Below are 16763 nucleotides of genomic sequence, written 5' to 3'. Positions count from 1 at the left end.
TAAGTTTAATCTAGTAACCCCATACTGAATTCATCGTACGGAGCTCCGGTATCTGTGCCTAAAGGTACGATACTTTCCAGTTTTAAAAGTTCATCCTGGCTCAATTCTATATTTGCGGAGGCTATGTTTTGTTCCACATACTTTCTGCGTTTAGTTCCTGGAATAGGTACAATTCCTTTGCTGATAATCCATGCCAAAGCAAGTTGGGAAGAAGTTACCTTTTTTTCTTCAGCCATTATTTCAATTGCTTTTACCAGATCAATATTTTTATGGAAATAATTTTCCTGAAAACGTGGAATGGCTCTGCGGAAATCATTTTCTGGAAGATCATCAATAGAGCGGATTTGCCCTGATAAAAAACCACGTCCTAACGGAGAATAGGCCACGAAACCAATTCCTAGTTCTTCCAATGTTTTCAGTACGCCTCTTTCTTCAACAGTTCTTTCAAATAGGGAATATTCGCTTTGAACAGCTGTGATTGGATGAACGAGGTGCGCTTTTTTAATAGTTTCAGAAGATACTTCCGAAAGGCCAATGTATTTCACTTTGCCTTCTTTCACAAGATCACTCATAGCATCAACCGTTTCTTCGATAGGAGTATTTTTGTCCAGACGATGCATATAATAAAGATCAATGTAATCGGTATTCAGGTTTTTTAGCGAACGCTCTACCGCCTTTTTAATGTATTTTTTACTACCGTTTATAGCCCAGGTTACATTTCCGCTGTCATCGATTTCCCAGCCGAATTTTGTAGCCAGAATATACTTATCACGTTCTTTACCAATTGCTTTTGCTATTAGCTGTTCGTTTTTTAAAGGCCCGTACAAATCTGCTGTATCCAGAAAATTACCACCGAGTTCAAGTGAACGATGAATTGTTTGTAATGCTTCTTTTTCATCTGCAGGGCCATACATATTTCCTTCTTCAAAGCCTGTCATTCCCATACATCCTAAACCTATTGGAGGAATAATTAACCCCTGATTGCCTAATTTAATCTGTTTCATCTTTTCTAATTTTTGTTGCATACAAATTTCGAAAGAAAGGAAATGAGAAGAGGTTTGCAGATTCCGGTAAGTTGTATTTGAATTACTGATTCGAAATTATTTCTAATGGATTAATTAATATGGTTCAGGAAGTTGAAATGACCTCAGTTATAATAATTATGGATTGATAGTCGTGCTTACTTTAAGATGCGCCTTTGTTAAAACCAATTGTATCTCTGTAAAATTGAGGTGATATATCTGTCTTACCTTTAAAAACTCTGCTGAAATAATATTCATCATCATAACCGAGTTCGTAGGCAATTTCTTTCACGGTTTTATCTGTGAGATATAATTCTCTTTTTGCTTCAACAATAATCCTTTCGGTTATCAAATCGGAAAGAGTCATGTTGAAATGATTTTTTGTGGCTCTTGCGAGTACAACCGGTGTTACATGCAGCATATCGGCATATTCGCTGGCAGAATGTTTTGTCCTGAAATTATCTTCAATGGCATTTCTTAAATTCTGAATGATAAAAAGCTGTTTGTCATTGCCATTTATTTCTTTAATAGACTGTTGTTCCAGCTTTATTCGGGTTGCAAAAACTAGAAAAATTTTCAGGTAAGAGACCAAAACTTCGTCTTTTCGTAAAGCTTCCATTTTCAATTCATTCACAATCTCTCTGACAATATTCAACAATGTCTGTTTGCTATTTTGATCTAAAAGAATAAAAGGCTGTTGATAGACATTATTAAATAAAATTCCATTAGCCGCAATTTCTTTATGATGTCTGTATATGCAAAAGAAATCATGATGAAACTGAATTGCGATACCTGTGAGAAATCCTTCTGAAGCTAGCATAAAAGGCTGATAAGGATAAAAAGCAAATAAGGTATTTTCTTTAAACGAATATTCTGAGAGGTCAACTTTGGCTAATCCTTCTCCAGCAGTGATGATTATTATAGTAAAATAATTATTTCGCTGAATGTGATCAAAATAACTGCCGTTATCAAACTCAAAAACTTTGAATGATAAGTTGCCGTTTTGCTGGTTAACAAGTGTATATACGGATTGAGATAACATAGAAAACTTATCTTTTGTTTAAAAAATCTAAAAACTGTGCATTGAGTTCGTCACATTTATCTACGCATACATCGCCAGTTACTTTGGGTTTATTTCCCCATTTTGGTACATCTTCTGTTTCTAAAATATTAAACTTTGATGTACAACCACCAACATAAGGAACTGCTGTACCATAAATAATTTCAGCTATTTTATGATGCCTAATCATATAGGAACACATAATACAAGGTTCATGTGTGGTGTACATATTTGCCAGATGCAATTTATCGACATATCCATTTTTTATGGCATTTTTAATAGATAATATTTCTGCATGATTGGTAATATCGCCCGTTGATCTTCCAGATTCGATGCCTGTGCCAATTATTTTTCCACCTAGTACAATCAAGGCACCAACTGGCGGATTGCCTGCTTCTAAAGCATTTTTTGCCAGATCCAGGCATTGCTTCATGTAATATTGAAAATCTTCCTGCATATAATTTATTAGTTTAAATAGTAACTCATGGAATTATTCAGCTATGCTAAATTACTCAAAAAAGCAACGGTTTCTGCTAATATCATTATTCCATCAAATACTTCGAACTTTAAAAACTGCTCTCAAAGGAAAAAGAGAGCAGTTAGAAAACTGGTTTAAAAAATCAAAATATCGTAACCCTCTTTTTTAAGATTAACAAAACTTGGAAGGCCAGGAGTTCCAGGTACTTCGTTGTCATTTAATAATTCATAACCAGATACTTCAGTGCCAAATACGGCAACGCATCCTTTGGAAAGGCCGTGAACATGATCTTTTACTTCTTTATAAAGAGCATTAACCGGATGTTCTGGTTTTTCAAGATGTTCCGGCCATCTAATACCAGCGCCCTGGAAAATAATTTTTACATCTTCACCTTCGTGTTTGAATTCATAAGCCGATGCTAAAGCATTGAATACACGTCCTAAAGCTTCTTCTGAACCCGCTTTTGGGTCAGAAAGAATAATAATTGCTGTTTTTTTCATTTTTAATAAATTTTATTAACAAGGCAAAGATCTGACGACAATGCCTGTTAAAGAATGGAGGAAATTTACTTTATGATGGAGAATTTTTTCTCATCAAAAAACTTGAAGATATTGAGTTTAAAACGTCCATTATAAAGTAAAAATCATCCATTTTTCAAGAATGATTATAGGGGCAATTTTGCATCCAAATAATAATTCAAATAAGTACAACTTTAAAAAATAAACAATATGTCTGTTTCTGATTTATTTAAACCCCTTACATTGCTGCATGGTCCAGCAATGAGAAATCGTTTTATGCTGGCACCTTTAACCAGCCAGCAAAGTGATTTTGATGGTACAGCATCTGAATACGATCAATATTGGATGAAACAGCTAGCTCAAGGCGGATACGGATTAATTCAAACCAGTGCATCGACTGTAGAAGCAGGAGGTATAGCGTTTGAAAGGCAGTTAGGTATTCATAGTGATGATCATTTGCCAGGATTGACAAAAATGGCATCGGTTATTCGTGAGGGTGGAGCATTGTCTGCAGTGCAACTTCATCATGCGGGACATCGTGCTAAACCATCAATTGGAGGAATACCAGCTCCAGCTTCAGGTAAAACATTAGAAGGAATAAAGGCAATCACAACGGAAGAAGTAGAACGAATCCGAGACAGTTTTATTACAGCTGCAAAAAGGGCTCAGCAGGCAGGTTTTGACGGAATTTCTGTTCACGGAGCTTTCGGATGGATTCTTTCTGAATTTATGTCACCTAATTTAAACGATAGAACAGATAAATACGGAGGAAGTCTGGAAAATCGTGCCCGTTTTACTCTTGAAGTTATTGAAGGAATTCGTAAAGCCTGTGGTCCTGATTTCCAGATCGGATGGCGATTATCAATTGAGCGTTATGGACTGGTTTTGGAAGAATTGAGAGAAGTTACCGCCGATATATTCGATCGTGAGTTAATTGATTATTTAGATCTTGCTTTATGGGATTCAGGACAGATAGTGCGTGATGGAACTTTTAAAGGAAAAACCATGCTCAGCATTTTTACCGAACTTCCGCGTAAAGGTGTGCGTTTGGGCGCTGCAGGAAAGATTATGAGTGCACAGCGCGCGGGACAACTTCTAGATGAAGGCTGTGATTTTGTACTGATTGCTCGTGCAGCTATTCTTCAAAGAGATTTCCCGCTTCAGGTAAAAGCAAATCCAATGTATGAAAGTCCGCAATTGCCTGTAATAGCAGATTATCTCAGACAAGGAGGATTAAGCGAGCGTTTTATCGAAACCATGCGTGGATGGCAGACTTTTGTAAAAGCTGGTTCTATGTAAATAAAATATGATAAAATGAAATTATCCATTTTTTATTACTCTGAGATAAATCGCTAAAAAAATACTCTGTCTAATGGATGTATATTACGACAGAGTATTTGTGTTTAAAACGTATTAAAAGAATTAATCAATTTTTAATGATTGTATGCTTTTCCCATTCAGTTCAAAATGATAGTTAAGAATTAAAGGACTTCCGGGAAAAGTGCCTGAAACTTTAGCTTTTAGAGTTGCTTTTTGATCATTTCCTTCTAGTTCAACAGGTTCCATAACTGCCTTATATTCTTTTGCCGCTTTTTCTATCCAAGCTTTTATAGCTGCTTTGCCTGTGTGCGTTTTGCCTTCATCAAATACAACTGCCGTTTCAGAGAAACAGTCTGAGAAAGCAGTTCCGTCAAAATTATTCTGTGCATTTACTAAATCTTTTATTGTTTGTGGTAAGTTCATAATTTATCTGTTTTATGTTTAATTTTTTTTAAGTTGTTGGTAATGTGCCACCATCAATTACATATTCTGTTCCTGTTAAATAGCTTGCTCTTGGAGAAACTAGAAAGCCAACAAGTTCAGCTACTTCTTCAGGCATAGCAGGTCTTCCAAAAGGTATTCCTCCTAAAGCATCCATTACGCTTTTTTCAGCTTCTTTTAAAGAAATTTCACTGCTCTCAGAAATGCGCTCAATCATTCTTTTTGATGCTTCAGTCATGATCCATCCCGGCGAAACAGTTAATATACGAACACCTTTCGCAGAAACTTCTTTAGAGAGCCCTTTGCTGTAATTAATCAATCCTGCTTTTGCGGCCGCATAAGGAAGTGTGGAATCGTGTAAAGGCAGTTTTCCTTGAATGGATGCAATATGAATAATGACACCACTTTTGTTTTCAAGCATTTGAGGAAGAAAAGCTTTATCCAGTCGGACTGGAGTGAGTAAATTGATTTGAATGGTTTCTTCCCAGTCTGTATTAGACAATGCGGCAAAACCTCCGCCTGGAGTTTCTGAACCTCCAAGATTGTTAATGAGGATATCGATTTTACCGAATTTCTCAAATATTTCTTGCGCAGTTTTTTCAGCACCTTCGGACTTACTTAAGTCGGCTGAAATAAAATACAAATCTTCGTCAGGAGCTTCGGGAGCGTTTCTTGCGCTGATAATAACCTTTGCACCAGCACTTTTTAAACGTTCTGCAATGGCTTTTCCAGCTCCTTTTGTTCCGCCAGTAACTAAAGCAATTTTGCCTGATAATTCGTTTTGATAATTTAATTTCTGTTCCATTTTAATTTGTTTTGTACAAATTTCAGAAGTATGCAACTTTCTCACAAGTACGGAATTACGATTCAGATAGGGATAAATTTTTCCCCTATTGTACAAATCGGAACATAGGGTTACTTTTGTAATATGTATGAAAGAAAAATAATCCCGAACCTAAATTGCGGACTCGACCTAATTGGAGAAGTTCTGTACGGAAAATGGAAAATACGCTTGCTTTGGTTTATTAATGAAGGCCACAAAAGACCAAGCGAATTACAGCGAAAAATACCAGATGCTTCCAGAAGGGTTTTGAATATCCAGCTGAAAGAACTGGAAGACCATGAACTTGTTGTCAGGAAAATATATCCTGTAGTGCCACCAAAAGTTGAATATAGTCTTACTGAATTCGGACAGAGTCTGATTCCCGTAATAGGTACTTTAGGATACTGGGGAGATAAGCATCAGGAACGATTAAGAAATTTAATTCTTAAAAAATTTCCAGAAGTATCCGAAACAGAAAATAAATGAGAATTTTCTAACTAATACTTTTGAGTTGGAAGTTTTGGTTTTAATATAAAAAAAGGCAGGAAAACAATTGTTTTTCCTGCCTTTTTGTGGAGTCGCCGGGAATCGAACCCGGGTCCAAACAAGCAACTAAAGAGCTTTCTACACGTTTATTTCCTGATTGAATTTTCGATGTTGAGCTAGGCCAGAAACAGCCACCCAACACTTATCTTCTTAAATTTCGAAATCCACCCGAAGCTCATGAATATCTAGGTTTATTTTTACGGTTCCCCTGAACGGAACGCCACAAACCAAGGCTTTCCAGGAGAATCCAGCTTCCCTACCTTGTAGAGACGTGGCGCAATCTTACTATGATTCGGATTATGCAGCTAAAGCGTAATTATTTTCGCCGTGTAAAAGTTCGAGATCTTATATTTACGAGCAAGGTCTCAATGCTCGACGTGCTTACTGTTCAATTCGACTTGCTGTCAAAACCAGTCGACCCCAAAAAATAAGTCTGCAAATTTAGAGTATTTGAAATTACTTTCTGCTAAAATTTTCAGAAAAATTTTGTTATTCTTCGTCTTTAAAATTAAAAGGGTAATCTCCAAAGATTGGAGCCAGTTTACGAACCGCGTAAGTGTTTCTAGTCATCTTGTTAGAAAGTGCAATTATCGTAACGCCTTCGTTCATTAAAGTGATATAAGATGAAGTATTTCCATGCCACCAGCCATTATGAAAATAGAAGTTCTGTCCCGTTTCCCAATTGATCATTCGAATTCCTAGACCGTAATTTTTAGTTCCTTTTCTTTCGTTGCTGTAACCAGTGTAAACTTGTTTCAGTAATTCAGGTTTTAAAAAGTCTGGAGATTGTCTTGCACGGTCAAATTTTAAAAGATCTCTTGCTGTAGAAAAAACATTTTTATCACCATAAACATTGTCTAGATAATCAAAACCAATTTCGACACCATTACCTTTATAAGAAGGAACAATTTTTTTTCGGTCTTTATCATCGTCAAAAACATAAGTATTTTTCATTCCCAAAGGTTTGAAAATCATTTCAGACATGGCCTCTTTATAACTTAAACCAGTGATTTTTTGGATAATAAGCGCCAGCATTGCATAGTTGGTGTTACAATAGCTGAAACGTGTCCCGGTTCTAGATTCCAGGCCAATATCTTTTGTCGCCAAAATATCCAAAATATCTTTATTCGTCAATTGGTTATGGCGATCCCAAATAGATTTATCTCTATCGGTAAAATAAGCATAATTACGCATTCCAGTACGATGGCTTAAAAGCATTCTAATTGTACATTCTTCGTATGGGAATGTTTTTAAAATAGTATTGACTTTTTGGTCTAACTCAATTTTACCTGCATTAACCAGTTTTAAAATAGCCGTTGCTGTCAGGACTTTACTTACTGAAGCAATCTGTACAGGTGTTTCGGGGGTTATTTTAGTCCCTTCATTTTTATTAGCAAAACCATTGTATCGTTCAAAAAGTATCTGACCATTTTTGGCAACTAAGAAGCTTCCATTCATGTTATTATTTGGCCAGTTTTTATTGTAAAAGTGATTTATTCTTCCAACTACCGAGTTTTTATAGGCTTGAGAAACTTTGGGTTCTGCGCCTAACGGCTTCATTTTGGGTAAGGTATCTTCGACTGTATTGGTAGTAACTGTATCTGTTTTTTTGTTTTGACCACAAGAACTTAAAACTAGTACGGAGAAAAGTATTTGTGGTATCTTTGTTTTTTTAAGGAAAATCATTTGCATCGTTCTTTAAAAACAAATATATCGAATTCAATTTTGTTGTTTTATCAATTCTGAGGCTTTAATTTGTGTTTTTTAACTTTTTTTTAAGAAACATAAATTACAGTTGTTTGTTTTTCAGCTTTTAACGGTTTTAAAACATTTTAAATAGAATTTTAAAAACAAAATTTTAACTAAATTTGTTATATTTGAAACAAATGTGTTGTAAAAAGTTATATTATTAAACATCTAAAATCAGTTTTAAATGAAATTTGGAATCATAAAAGAAAGAAAAAATCCGCCGGATAGAAGAGTAGTATTTTCTCCAAATGAATTAACAAAATTAAAGCAGCTTTATCATGAAGCAGCTGTAAAAGTAGAAAGTTCTGATATTAGAATTTTTTCTGATGATGATTATAAAAATATGGGAATTACGGTTACTGATGATGTCTCTGATTGCGATGTTTTATTTGGTGTAAAAGAAGTTCCTATAGAAAATTTGATTCCCAATAAAGCATATTTCTTTTTCTCTCATACCATTAAAAAACAGCCTCATAATAGAAAATTACTTCAGGCGATTTTAGAGAAAAAAATCGATTTGTACGATCATGAAACTATTGTGGATGAGCATGATCGCAGATTAATTGGTTTTGGAAGATATGCAGGAATGGTTGGTGTTTATAACGGAATTCGTGCTTTCGGAATTAAATTTGAATTGTTTAAACTGCCAAAAGCAGAAACACTTTCAGGAAAAGAAGATCTGATAAGGCATTTAAAACGCATTACAATGCCAGCCTTGAAATTTGTGATCACGGGAACTGGAAAGGTGGGAAGCGGCGCAAAAGAAATTTTAGATGCCATTAAAGTAAAAGAAATTACAGTAGATAATTATTTAACAAAAACCTATGCGCAGGCAGTGTATGTTCAGCTTGATGTTTTGGAATACAACAAAAGAAAAGACGGTCAGGTTTTAGATTTTAATGATTTTGTACAGCATCCAGAAGATTACGAATCTGATTTTGAAAGATTCACTAAAGTTTCTGATATCTATTTTGCTGGACATTTTTATGCCAACAATGCACCAATGATTCTGACGAAAGAAATGTTGAATGCCAGCGACTGCAAATTAAAAGTTGTAGCTGATATTTCGTGCGATGTAAATGGTCCGATTGCGTCAACTGTTCGTTCGTCAACAATTGCGGAACCTTTGTATGGATATTTTCCGTTAGAAGATAGGGAAGTTGACTTTTTTCATCCTGCAGCCGTTGCTGTAATGGCGGTAGATAATCTGCCATGCGAAATCCCAAAAGATGCCAGCGAAGGTTTCGGAGAACAATTTATGGAATATGTAATTCCAGCTTTCTTCAATGGAGATAAAGATGGAATTCTAAAACGCGCCAAAATAACAGAAAATGGAAAACTAACAGAACGATTCAGCTATTTGCAGGATTATGTGGATGGGAAATAGATTTTTTGTTTCAAGTTTCAGGTCTGAAGTTATTAAAAAAGGGAAAAACTTTTAAAAGTTTTTCCCTTTTTTAATTAATCAGTTCATTTTTATACGTTCAGTATTTCAACTTGAAACTTGAAACTTGAAACTTGAAACTTGAAACTTGAAACAAAAAAACTAAACCATATCCTCCGGTTTTACCCAAGAATCAAAATCTTCAGGAGATACATAACCTAAACGTACGGCTTCTTCTTTTAGAGTAGTTCCGTTTTTATGTGCTGTTTGTGCAATTTCGGCAGCTTTGTAATACCCAATTTTAGTATTTAAAGCTGTAACCAGCATTAAGGAATTATCAACCAATTCTTTGATTCGTTTATGATTTGGTTCGATTCCTTGAGCGCAGTGTTCATCAAACGAAACACAAGCATCGCCTAATAATTGTGCCGATTGTAAAAAGTTAGCCGCCATTACAGGTTTAAAAACATTCAGTTCGTAATGTCCCTGCATCCCGCCAACAGCAATTGCCATATCGTTTCCAATTACTTGAGCGCAAACCATGGTTAGAGCTTCACATTGTGTTGGGTTTACTTTTCCTGGCATGATAGAAGAACCGGGTTCGTTTTCGGGAATATGAATTTCTCCAATTCCAGAACGAGGTCCTGAAGCAAGCATTCTAACATCATTTGCAATTTTGTTTAGAGAAACGGCTAATTGTTTTAAAGCACCATGAGTTTCCACAATTGCATCGTGAGCGGCTAAAGCTTCAAATTTATTTTCGGCAGTTATAAAAGGGTGTTTAGTGAATTCTGCAATATATTGAGCTACTTTTACATCGTAACCTTTTGGTGTGTTTAATCCTGTTCCAACTGCAGTTCCACCTAAAGCAATTTCAGCTAAATGGGCTAAAGTGTTTTTTAATGCTTTTAATCCGAAAGCTAATTGTGCGGCGTAACCTGAAATTTCCTGTCCAAGTGTTAGTGGCGTTGCGTCCATTAAATGCGTACGACCTATTTTTACAACATCCTTATATTCTAAAGCTTTTTTAGCTAAAGTAGCATGAAGTTTTTCTACACCTGGAATGGTAGTTTCAACTACCATTTTATAAGCGGCAATATGCATTCCAGTTGGGAAAGTATCGTTGGATGATTGTGATTTGTTCACATCATCATTGGCTTTGATGAATTGTTCGCCTTCGCCAATTTCAAAACCTTTTAAAACTTGTGCACGGTTAGCAATTACTTCATTTACGTTCATGTTGCTTTGCGTTCCAGAACCAGTCTGCCAAATAACTAATGGAAATTGATCGTCTAGTTTTCCTTCCAGAATTTCGTCGCAAACTGCTCCAATGGCATCTCTTTTTTCGATTGGTAAAACACCTAAATCATAGTTCGCATAGGCAGCAGCTTTTTTTAAATAAGCAAAACCTTCTATAATTTCTTTCGGCATCGAAGCGGATGGTCCGATTTTAAAATTGTTTCTAGAACGTTCTGTCTGTGCGCCCCAATATTTATCGGCTGGAACTTGAACTTCGCCCATGGTGTCTTTTTCTATTCTGTATTTCATTTTGTTGTAAAATATGTTGTTTGTAAAATGTATTCTATAATGTAAAACTTCTTTTGAAAATGAGTGCTCTAGCCTTGATGAGAGCGGCATCTTCCGATATAGAAAAACAAGGCTTTTTAACCATAGTTTTTGTTTGTCGGGCATACAGCGGACAGCAGGAATCAGCTCCTTAAAAATTTTATAATTTTAAAAGAACTCTTAATTTTAAAGGTTTTTCAACTCAAAAAAAAGCTTATTTAAAATGAGTATAAATATACGCATAAATGTTATTTAACGAAAATTGATTTAGATTTTATTGCTGAGAAAAAATATATACGCTACATTTGTCGTAACATTCAAAAATTCCGGAAAACATGTTTGAATTTTCACAGTACTTAGGCTTTTTACTTTTCTTAACCATACTAACTATAGGGTTTTGGTTAATGTTTTTCTTAGTTGGTTTCGTATCTTATTGGGTTACGGGAGCTAGCTGGGAAATGTTCAAAGAAAAAAGAGCTAAAAAAAGACAAGAAGAGCAATCAATTAAATATTAGATTGATGTCATAAAAAAAGAACCCAAAAGGTTCTTTTTTTTTGTGCCAAGAAAAATGGAAATTCTAATTTTAGAAATTGCTTCACCTGTTCGCTATCGCTCGAGTCCAAATTCCAATACTTTGCGTTTAGAACTTTGTCAAAGTTTTAAACTTTATCAAAGTTGGAAAACTTAGTAGAGGGGCTTAAAATTAAAAAATCCATATTCCAATTGTAAAGTTGGAATATGGAATTTTTAATATTGGGATTTGATTATATTTAACCTGGAAATTCTCCTCCGCCATCTCCGCCGCCATCATTTCTTGGCTGTGCATTTTTATCTCTTTCTCCTTTAGGTTTGTTGAAACGGTAAGTGAATGACAAATTGAACTGACGTTTACGGAATTGCATTTCGCCATACGATTGCTGGCTTTCTCCTGTTGCAGCATTTTCAAGGTAAGTATACGATCTCATGATTCTGGAGTTAAAAATATCACTGATATTAAAGGCAATAGTTGCTTTGTCTTTCAAGATATCTTTGCTTAAAGCCGTGTTCATTGCAAACTGATCCAGGTTTTTTCCTTGAGCTGTTTTTTGTGAACCGTTGTAAGTTCCGTTTAGCTGCCAGTCGATTTTGTATGGCAATGTAATCTTAGAACTCATTCTTGCAAACCAAGTATTGGCTTTATTGTCTAGATTTTGAACAACTAAGTTGCCATTGTTATCAGTGTAGGTGTTTTCTCCAGTTGTTTGTACATTGTAAAGATTGAAATTACTGTTTAATTTCCACCATTTAAAAGGAGTGTAGTTAAATGTGAATTCAAAACCAAATTTTTGTTCTTTTCCTAAGTTAATAGGACGGCTTAAAATAACTGGAACTCCGTTAACTTCATCTCCGTTTGGAGTTCTCACAAAGCTGAAAACATCCTTAGTGTCCTCAAAATATGCCGAAGTAGTAAAGGTTACTTTATCCCATCTTTTGATGTAGCCAATATCATATTTGTCTGTTAATGATGGGTCTAAGTCAGGGTTACCTTGAAAAATATTAACGTTACTAGAATAGTTTACAGCAGGGTTCATAAAACGGCCTCTTGGTCTAGTTAGACGTTTACTGTAGCTTGCAGTGAAATTACTTTGGTCTGAGATTTCATAACTAATAAAAGCACTAGGGAATAAGTTATTGTATTTTTTAGTATTGAAATCGCTATTGTCTAATAAATTTACCTGAATGTTAGTGTCTTCCCAACGCAAGCCAAATAAATAAGAGAATTTGTTTGCTTTGAAGCCATATTGTGCGTAAAGCGCATTGATGTTTTCTTTGTATTCTAATGTATTTGATAAATTTGGATCTTTTGTCCCAGTTTCATCGGTAACATAGTATTCGTTGTTTAAATCGCCAAAACTTCCTTTGTAGCCAGCTTCAAACTGACTGCCTTTTCCTAATGGGAGAACATAATCAGCCTGCAGTAAAACTTGTTTTTGCACTTGGTCATTAAGTGTAGTATTAAAGTTTGGAGAAGCAGTAATAGTACTATTGCTGTCATCTGTATTCCTTGAAATAGAGAAATCGGCAGTAAGTTTATGGCCTTTATCATTAAAGTTTTTAATTAAATTGGAAGTAAATTCAATATTTTCACTTCCAGTGTCTGCATTATTTAAACGATAAGTGCTTCCTGTAAAATTATGAGCCGCATCAAAATTATTATAATTAATTAAGTCAGTATCTTCACCTGTATTTTTTTGGTAATTGATGGCGTTTGTCCAAAATGTTGATGGAGTAAGTGTCCATTCAACTCCAGCTCTACCATTAAAGCCATCTCTTACTCTTTTAGTATCACGATCTTCATCTAAATACCCTTTTGGAGAACCATCAGCATTAAAGTATGAAGTATTGGTTAAACCACCGCCTTCATTCGTTCTATGATTGTATCCAGCAGTTGTAAAGTAGTTTAATTTTTCAGTTTTATAGTTGACATTGGCACTTAAACCGTACGTTTCCGGTATACCTGTCGAAGCAATGAAAGTTCCATTAAAACCTTGGTTTTTACCTTTTTTAAGAACAATATTAATGATTCCTGATCCGCCTTCAGCATCGTAACGGGCAGATGGATTGGTAATAACTTCCACTTTATCAATAGCATCAGCAGGAAGTTGTCTTAGGGCTTCTGCTACATTGATGGCCTGCGAAGGTCTACCGTCGATTAAAATACGGATATTGTCGCTTCCTCTCAAACTTACATTTCCTTCTGTATCAACAGAAACTGACGGTACGTTATCTAGGACGTCGCTTACGCTTCCGCCTTTAACAATCATATCTTGTCCAACATTGTAAACTTTTTTGTCTAATTTTATTTCTACAGTCGATTTTTCAGCACGAACAACAACTTCGTTTAATTGTGCAGCATCTTCCGATAAATTAAGTGCGCCAAGATTGGTGTCGGTTGTAATACTTTTTTGTTTGATTTCAATCGATTTGAATGAAATAAACTCCACTTTGATGTTGTAAGTTCCAGGTGTAACTGCAAGTTCAAATTCACCTTTGGAATTACTACTGCCGCCTGCAATAACTTTAGGGTCATTTGGTGTGGTAATTGAAATTATAGCATATTCTAATGGCTGATTGCTTACTTTTTCAAAAACTTTCCCAGTAACTTTTACTTTGGGTCTGCCTCCGGATCCTTGTTGTGAGTAGTTGTAAAAACTTGTAAACAAGAATACAAGTAATACAGCAAATTTGATTTTCTTCATTTTTTCTGGTTTCTTTTTTCTTTAGACGGCAAATGTAGTTTTTGGTTTAAAGAGAGAACTCATAAAAAATTGTTAATAGAGTATTTTAGAATCAATCTAAAAAAGAAGCGACTAAATCAGGATCTCTGCCAATAATGGCTTTTCCGTCTTTTACTACAATTGGTCGTTCGATTAAAATTGGATTTTCGACCATTGCATTTATAATTTGATCATTACTTAAAGTTTTGCCTTTGAAATTTTCGATCCAGATTTTTTCTTTAGTTCTTACTAATTCGAGAGGTTCAAGATTTAATTGTTTCAATAGTGTCTTTAACTCGTCAAAAGATGGTGTTTGGGTTAAGTAAGGAATGATTTCAAATTCTTGATTCGATTGTTCTATAAAAGCAAGGCAGGTTCTTGATTTTCCGCATCTCGGATTGTGGTAAATTTGTATCATTTTGTTATATTTAATGGTTTCAAATATTCGTAAAATAAAAAAGAGGTATTTTAGCAATATCAAATGTAAGATTAACTTATCGAATTTGAATTCTCATTTTTTAAAATTTAAGATTTATGTTTTTAGAGCAAGGAATTAAACCTGAAAATAAGTTTTGGAAATATCTTTTAGGTTCTGTTTTTATTATTGCGGCTTCTTTTGTTGGGCAAATTCCACTTACAGCAGCTGTATTTTATAAAACTGCCGTTGAAAAAAAAGCTTTTCCAACTACAGATCAAGGTGTAATGAAAATGTTTGAGTCTAATATGACACTTTTTTTGGTGATGATTTCCTTTATTTTTGCTTTAGCTGGAATTTACTTTGTAGTAAAGTATATTCATCATCAAACTTTATTGTCAGTCACTACTTCTAGAGCAAAAGTAGACTGGAAACGAGTTAGTTTTTCTTTCTTTGTATGGACAATCTTTTCATTATTGAGTTTTTTGTTTGTATATCTTAAATCTCCTGAAAATTTTGTGCTGAATTTTAATTTAGTTCCTTTCTTGATTTTGGTTGTTTTAGGAACTATTTTAATTCCAATTCAGACAAGTACCGAAGAATATGTTTTTAGAGGTTATTTGATGCAGGGGTTTGCGAATTTAGCACGAAATAGATGGTTTCCGCTTTTGATGACTTCGGTTATTTTTGGTTCGATGCACTGGGCAAATCCAGAAGTAGTGAAGATGGGAAATATAATAATGATTTATTATATAGGAACAGGTTTGTTCTTAGGAGTTATAACTTTAATGGATGAAGGAATGGAGCTGGCACTTGGGTTTCATGCTGCTAATAATCTCATAGGAGCACTATTGGTAACTTCGGACTGGTCTGTCTTTCAAACACATTCTATATTTAAAGATCTTTCAGAACCTTCAGCTGGAATAGATGTTATTCTGCCGGTTGTAGTGATTTATCCTATTTTACTTTTTATCTTTAGTAAAAAATACGGTTGGACGAATTGGAAAGAAAGATTAACAGGAGATATTTAAGATGTCGAAGTAAAACAATAAAATATGCAAAATTTAACGCAACATAAAGTTCATAATTATTTTAAGTTAAACGGCTATCATTTAAACGCAAAAGATTTGTGTCAAATAGCATACGGCTATATAAAAGAAGGAGATGCCTACGAACAGTCAATAGGGGAGTTCTTTTTGGATTGGTTTGATAAAAAAGACTATATAGAAATGACCACTTCGGGAACTACGGGACTTCCGAAATTGGTTCGTTTAGAAAAACAAGCGATGATACAATCTGCCTTAGCAACAGGAGATTTTTTTGGATTAAAGCCTGGAGATAAAGCTTTATTATGTCTTCCAACGCAGTTTATTGCAGGAAAAATGATGCTGGTGCGCAGTTTAATTTTAGGATTGGAATTAGATATTGTTTCGCCAAGTCTGCATCCATTAGCATTAAACTCTACGGTTTATGATTTTGTTGCGATGGTACCGCTTCAGGTTCAAAATTCAATTGAGGAACTTTCAAATGTTCGTAAATTGATTATTGGTGGAGCAAAACTAGATTCTTCTCTAGAAGAAAAACTTTTACCATTAAAAACAACTGAAATCTACGAAACTTATGGAATGACCGAAACAATTACACATGTTGCGGCTAAACGCTTAGGTGATTCTGTTTTTTCTATTTTGCCGAATGTAAAAATCTCTCAGGACGATCGTCAATGTTTAGTTATTCATGTTTCAACAATTTCAGACGAACCAATTGTGACTAATGATTTGGTAGAATTGTTAAATGAGCAGCAGTTTATCTTTTTAGGAAGGATTGATAATGTAATCAATAGTGGAGGAGTTAAGCTGATTCCGGAACAGATTGAAGCTAAGTTGATTGGTAAAATCAATAATAGATTCTTTGTGACGGGGCTTCCGGATACTACTTTAGGAGAAAAATTAGTTTTGGTTGTTGAAGGAGAAAAACAAGAATTTGCTCCCGATTTTTTTGATGTCTTAGGAAAATATGAAAAACCAAAAGAAATAGTTTTTGTTTCCAAATTCAAGGAAAACGAAAATGGAAAGTTGCTTCGTAAACCAACTCTGCAAGAGTAAAATTCCAAAAATAAAAAAATCCAAATTCCAAGCTTAAAATTGGAATTTGGATTTTTAGTATTGAGTTATTCCAAAATAAAT

Annotated in this window: 17 protein-coding genes and 1 other RNA gene; 7 read left to right on the top strand and 11 right to left on the bottom strand. The window is 34.6% G+C overall.

All coding sequences use genetic code 11. From position 1 onward, the window contains the following. Nucleotides 1-5 precede the first annotated feature (5 nt). The 3 genes from P2W65_RS23985 to P2W65_RS23975 form a co-directional block, all read right to left on the bottom strand. Nucleotides 6-1004, bottom strand: coding sequence for an aldo/keto reductase (locus tag P2W65_RS23985; RefSeq protein WP_289662085.1), 999 nt, complete (start codon nucleotides 1002-1004; stop codon nucleotides 6-8). Between the two features lie 181 nt (nucleotides 1005-1185). Continuing rightward, nucleotides 1186-2064 (bottom strand): helix-turn-helix domain-containing protein, encoded by an 879-nt coding sequence (locus tag P2W65_RS23980; protein ID WP_289662083.1) that lies wholly within the window; start codon nucleotides 2062-2064, stop codon nucleotides 1186-1188. 7 nt (nucleotides 2065-2071) lie between these two features. Further along, nucleotides 2072-2539: a nucleoside deaminase gene (locus tag P2W65_RS23975; RefSeq protein ID WP_289662081.1), complete on the bottom strand. Its 468-nt coding sequence runs from the start codon at nucleotides 2537-2539 to the stop codon at nucleotides 2072-2074. Nucleotides 2540-2566: 27 nt separating this feature from the next. Between P2W65_RS23975 and P2W65_RS23970 the strand changes: the two genes are divergently transcribed. Next, a complete protein-coding gene (locus P2W65_RS23970; RefSeq protein WP_289662079.1) occupies nucleotides 2567-2698 on the top strand; it encodes a hypothetical protein in 132 nt (43 codons plus the stop codon). Here the strand turns inward: P2W65_RS23970 and P2W65_RS23965 are convergent. After that, the gene (locus tag P2W65_RS23965; protein ID WP_179002747.1) at nucleotides 2695-3060 is read right to left on the bottom strand and encodes a DsrE family protein; all 366 of its coding nucleotides are present in this window, start codon (nucleotides 3058-3060) and stop codon (nucleotides 2695-2697) included. The two genes, P2W65_RS23970 and P2W65_RS23965, sit on opposite strands and share 4 nt — an antisense overlap. A 228-nt stretch (nucleotides 3061-3288) precedes the next feature. Between P2W65_RS23965 and P2W65_RS23960 the strand changes: the two genes are divergently transcribed. Next, nucleotides 3289-4377, top strand: coding sequence for an NADH:flavin oxidoreductase (locus P2W65_RS23960; RefSeq protein WP_289662076.1), 1089 nt, complete (start codon nucleotides 3289-3291; stop codon nucleotides 4375-4377). Between the two features lie 123 nt (nucleotides 4378-4500). On the opposite strand, the gene P2W65_RS23955 is transcribed toward P2W65_RS23960, so the two are convergent. Next, the gene (locus tag P2W65_RS23955; RefSeq protein WP_289662074.1) at nucleotides 4501-4821 is read right to left on the bottom strand and encodes a nuclear transport factor 2 family protein; all 321 of its coding nucleotides are present in this window, start codon (nucleotides 4819-4821) and stop codon (nucleotides 4501-4503) included. Nucleotides 4822-4849: 28 nt separating this feature from the next. Further along, entirely contained in the window at nucleotides 4850-5644 is a 795-nt protein-coding gene (locus P2W65_RS23950; protein ID WP_289662072.1) for an SDR family oxidoreductase, read from the bottom strand. Nucleotides 5645-5767: 123 nt separating this feature from the next. Between P2W65_RS23950 and P2W65_RS23945 the strand changes: the two genes are divergently transcribed. Continuing rightward, nucleotides 5768-6148, top strand: a complete 381-nt coding sequence (locus P2W65_RS23945) for a winged helix-turn-helix transcriptional regulator (RefSeq protein ID WP_289662070.1) — start codon at nucleotides 5768-5770, stop codon at nucleotides 6146-6148. Between the two features lie 84 nt (nucleotides 6149-6232). On the opposite strand, the gene ssrA is transcribed toward P2W65_RS23945, so the two are convergent. Both ssrA and P2W65_RS23935 read right to left on the bottom strand, forming a co-directional pair. Further along, nucleotides 6233-6630: a transfer-messenger RNA gene (gene ssrA / locus P2W65_RS23940) on the bottom strand. A gap of 67 nt (nucleotides 6631-6697) precedes the next feature. Further along, nucleotides 6698-7900 carry a serine hydrolase domain-containing protein gene (locus P2W65_RS23935; RefSeq protein ID WP_289662068.1) on the bottom strand — a complete coding sequence of 401 codons (1203 nt, stop codon included), beginning with the start codon at nucleotides 7898-7900 and terminating at the stop codon, nucleotides 6698-6700. 241 nt (nucleotides 7901-8141) lie between these two features. On the opposite strand from P2W65_RS23935, the gene P2W65_RS23930 reads away from it, so the two are divergent. Beyond that, the gene (locus P2W65_RS23930) at nucleotides 8142-9344 is read left to right on the top strand and encodes an NAD(P)-dependent oxidoreductase (protein WP_289662066.1); all 1203 of its coding nucleotides are present in this window, start codon (nucleotides 8142-8144) and stop codon (nucleotides 9342-9344) included. Nucleotides 9345-9503: 159 nt separating this feature from the next. Here the strand turns inward: P2W65_RS23930 and fumC are convergent, their stop codons facing one another. Then, on the bottom strand, nucleotides 9504-10889 hold the full coding sequence (fumC, locus tag P2W65_RS23925) for a class II fumarate hydratase (protein WP_289662064.1): 1386 nt from the start codon (nucleotides 10887-10889) through the stop codon (nucleotides 9504-9506). A gap of 353 nt (nucleotides 10890-11242) precedes the next feature. On the opposite strand from fumC, the gene P2W65_RS23920 reads away from it, so the two are divergent. Next, nucleotides 11243-11422 (top strand): hypothetical protein, encoded by a 180-nt coding sequence (locus P2W65_RS23920; RefSeq protein ID WP_057116719.1) that lies wholly within the window; start codon nucleotides 11243-11245, stop codon nucleotides 11420-11422. 256 nt (nucleotides 11423-11678) lie between these two features. On the opposite strand, the gene P2W65_RS23915 is transcribed toward P2W65_RS23920, so the two are convergent. Together P2W65_RS23915 and arsC are read right to left on the bottom strand one after the other, a co-directional pair. Beyond that, nucleotides 11679-14147: a TonB-dependent receptor gene (locus P2W65_RS23915; RefSeq protein ID WP_289662059.1), complete on the bottom strand. Its 2469-nt coding sequence runs from the start codon at nucleotides 14145-14147 to the stop codon at nucleotides 11679-11681. 91 nt (nucleotides 14148-14238) lie between these two features. Continuing rightward, entirely contained in the window at nucleotides 14239-14583 is a 345-nt protein-coding gene (arsC, locus tag P2W65_RS23910; protein ID WP_289662057.1) for an arsenate reductase (glutaredoxin), read from the bottom strand. 116 nt (nucleotides 14584-14699) lie between these two features. On the opposite strand from arsC, the gene P2W65_RS23905 reads away from it, so the two are divergent. Continuing rightward, a complete protein-coding gene (locus P2W65_RS23905; protein WP_289662055.1) occupies nucleotides 14700-15611 on the top strand; it encodes a CPBP family intramembrane glutamic endopeptidase in 912 nt (303 codons plus the stop codon). A 24-nt stretch (nucleotides 15612-15635) separates the two neighbouring features. Further along, complete coding sequence (locus P2W65_RS23900) at nucleotides 15636-16682, top strand: AMP-binding protein (RefSeq protein ID WP_289662053.1); 1047 nt, start codon at nucleotides 15636-15638, stop codon at nucleotides 16680-16682. Nucleotides 16683-16763: the final 81 nt, after the last annotated feature.

It is taken from the genome of Flavobacterium panacagri, from assembly GCF_030378165.1.
GTDB classification, from domain to species: Bacteria; Bacteroidota; Bacteroidia; order Flavobacteriales; family Flavobacteriaceae; genus Flavobacterium; species Flavobacterium panacagri.
The sequence above is the reverse complement of the archived record's forward strand: the minus strand, read 5'-3'. Positions and strand labels throughout refer to the sequence as shown.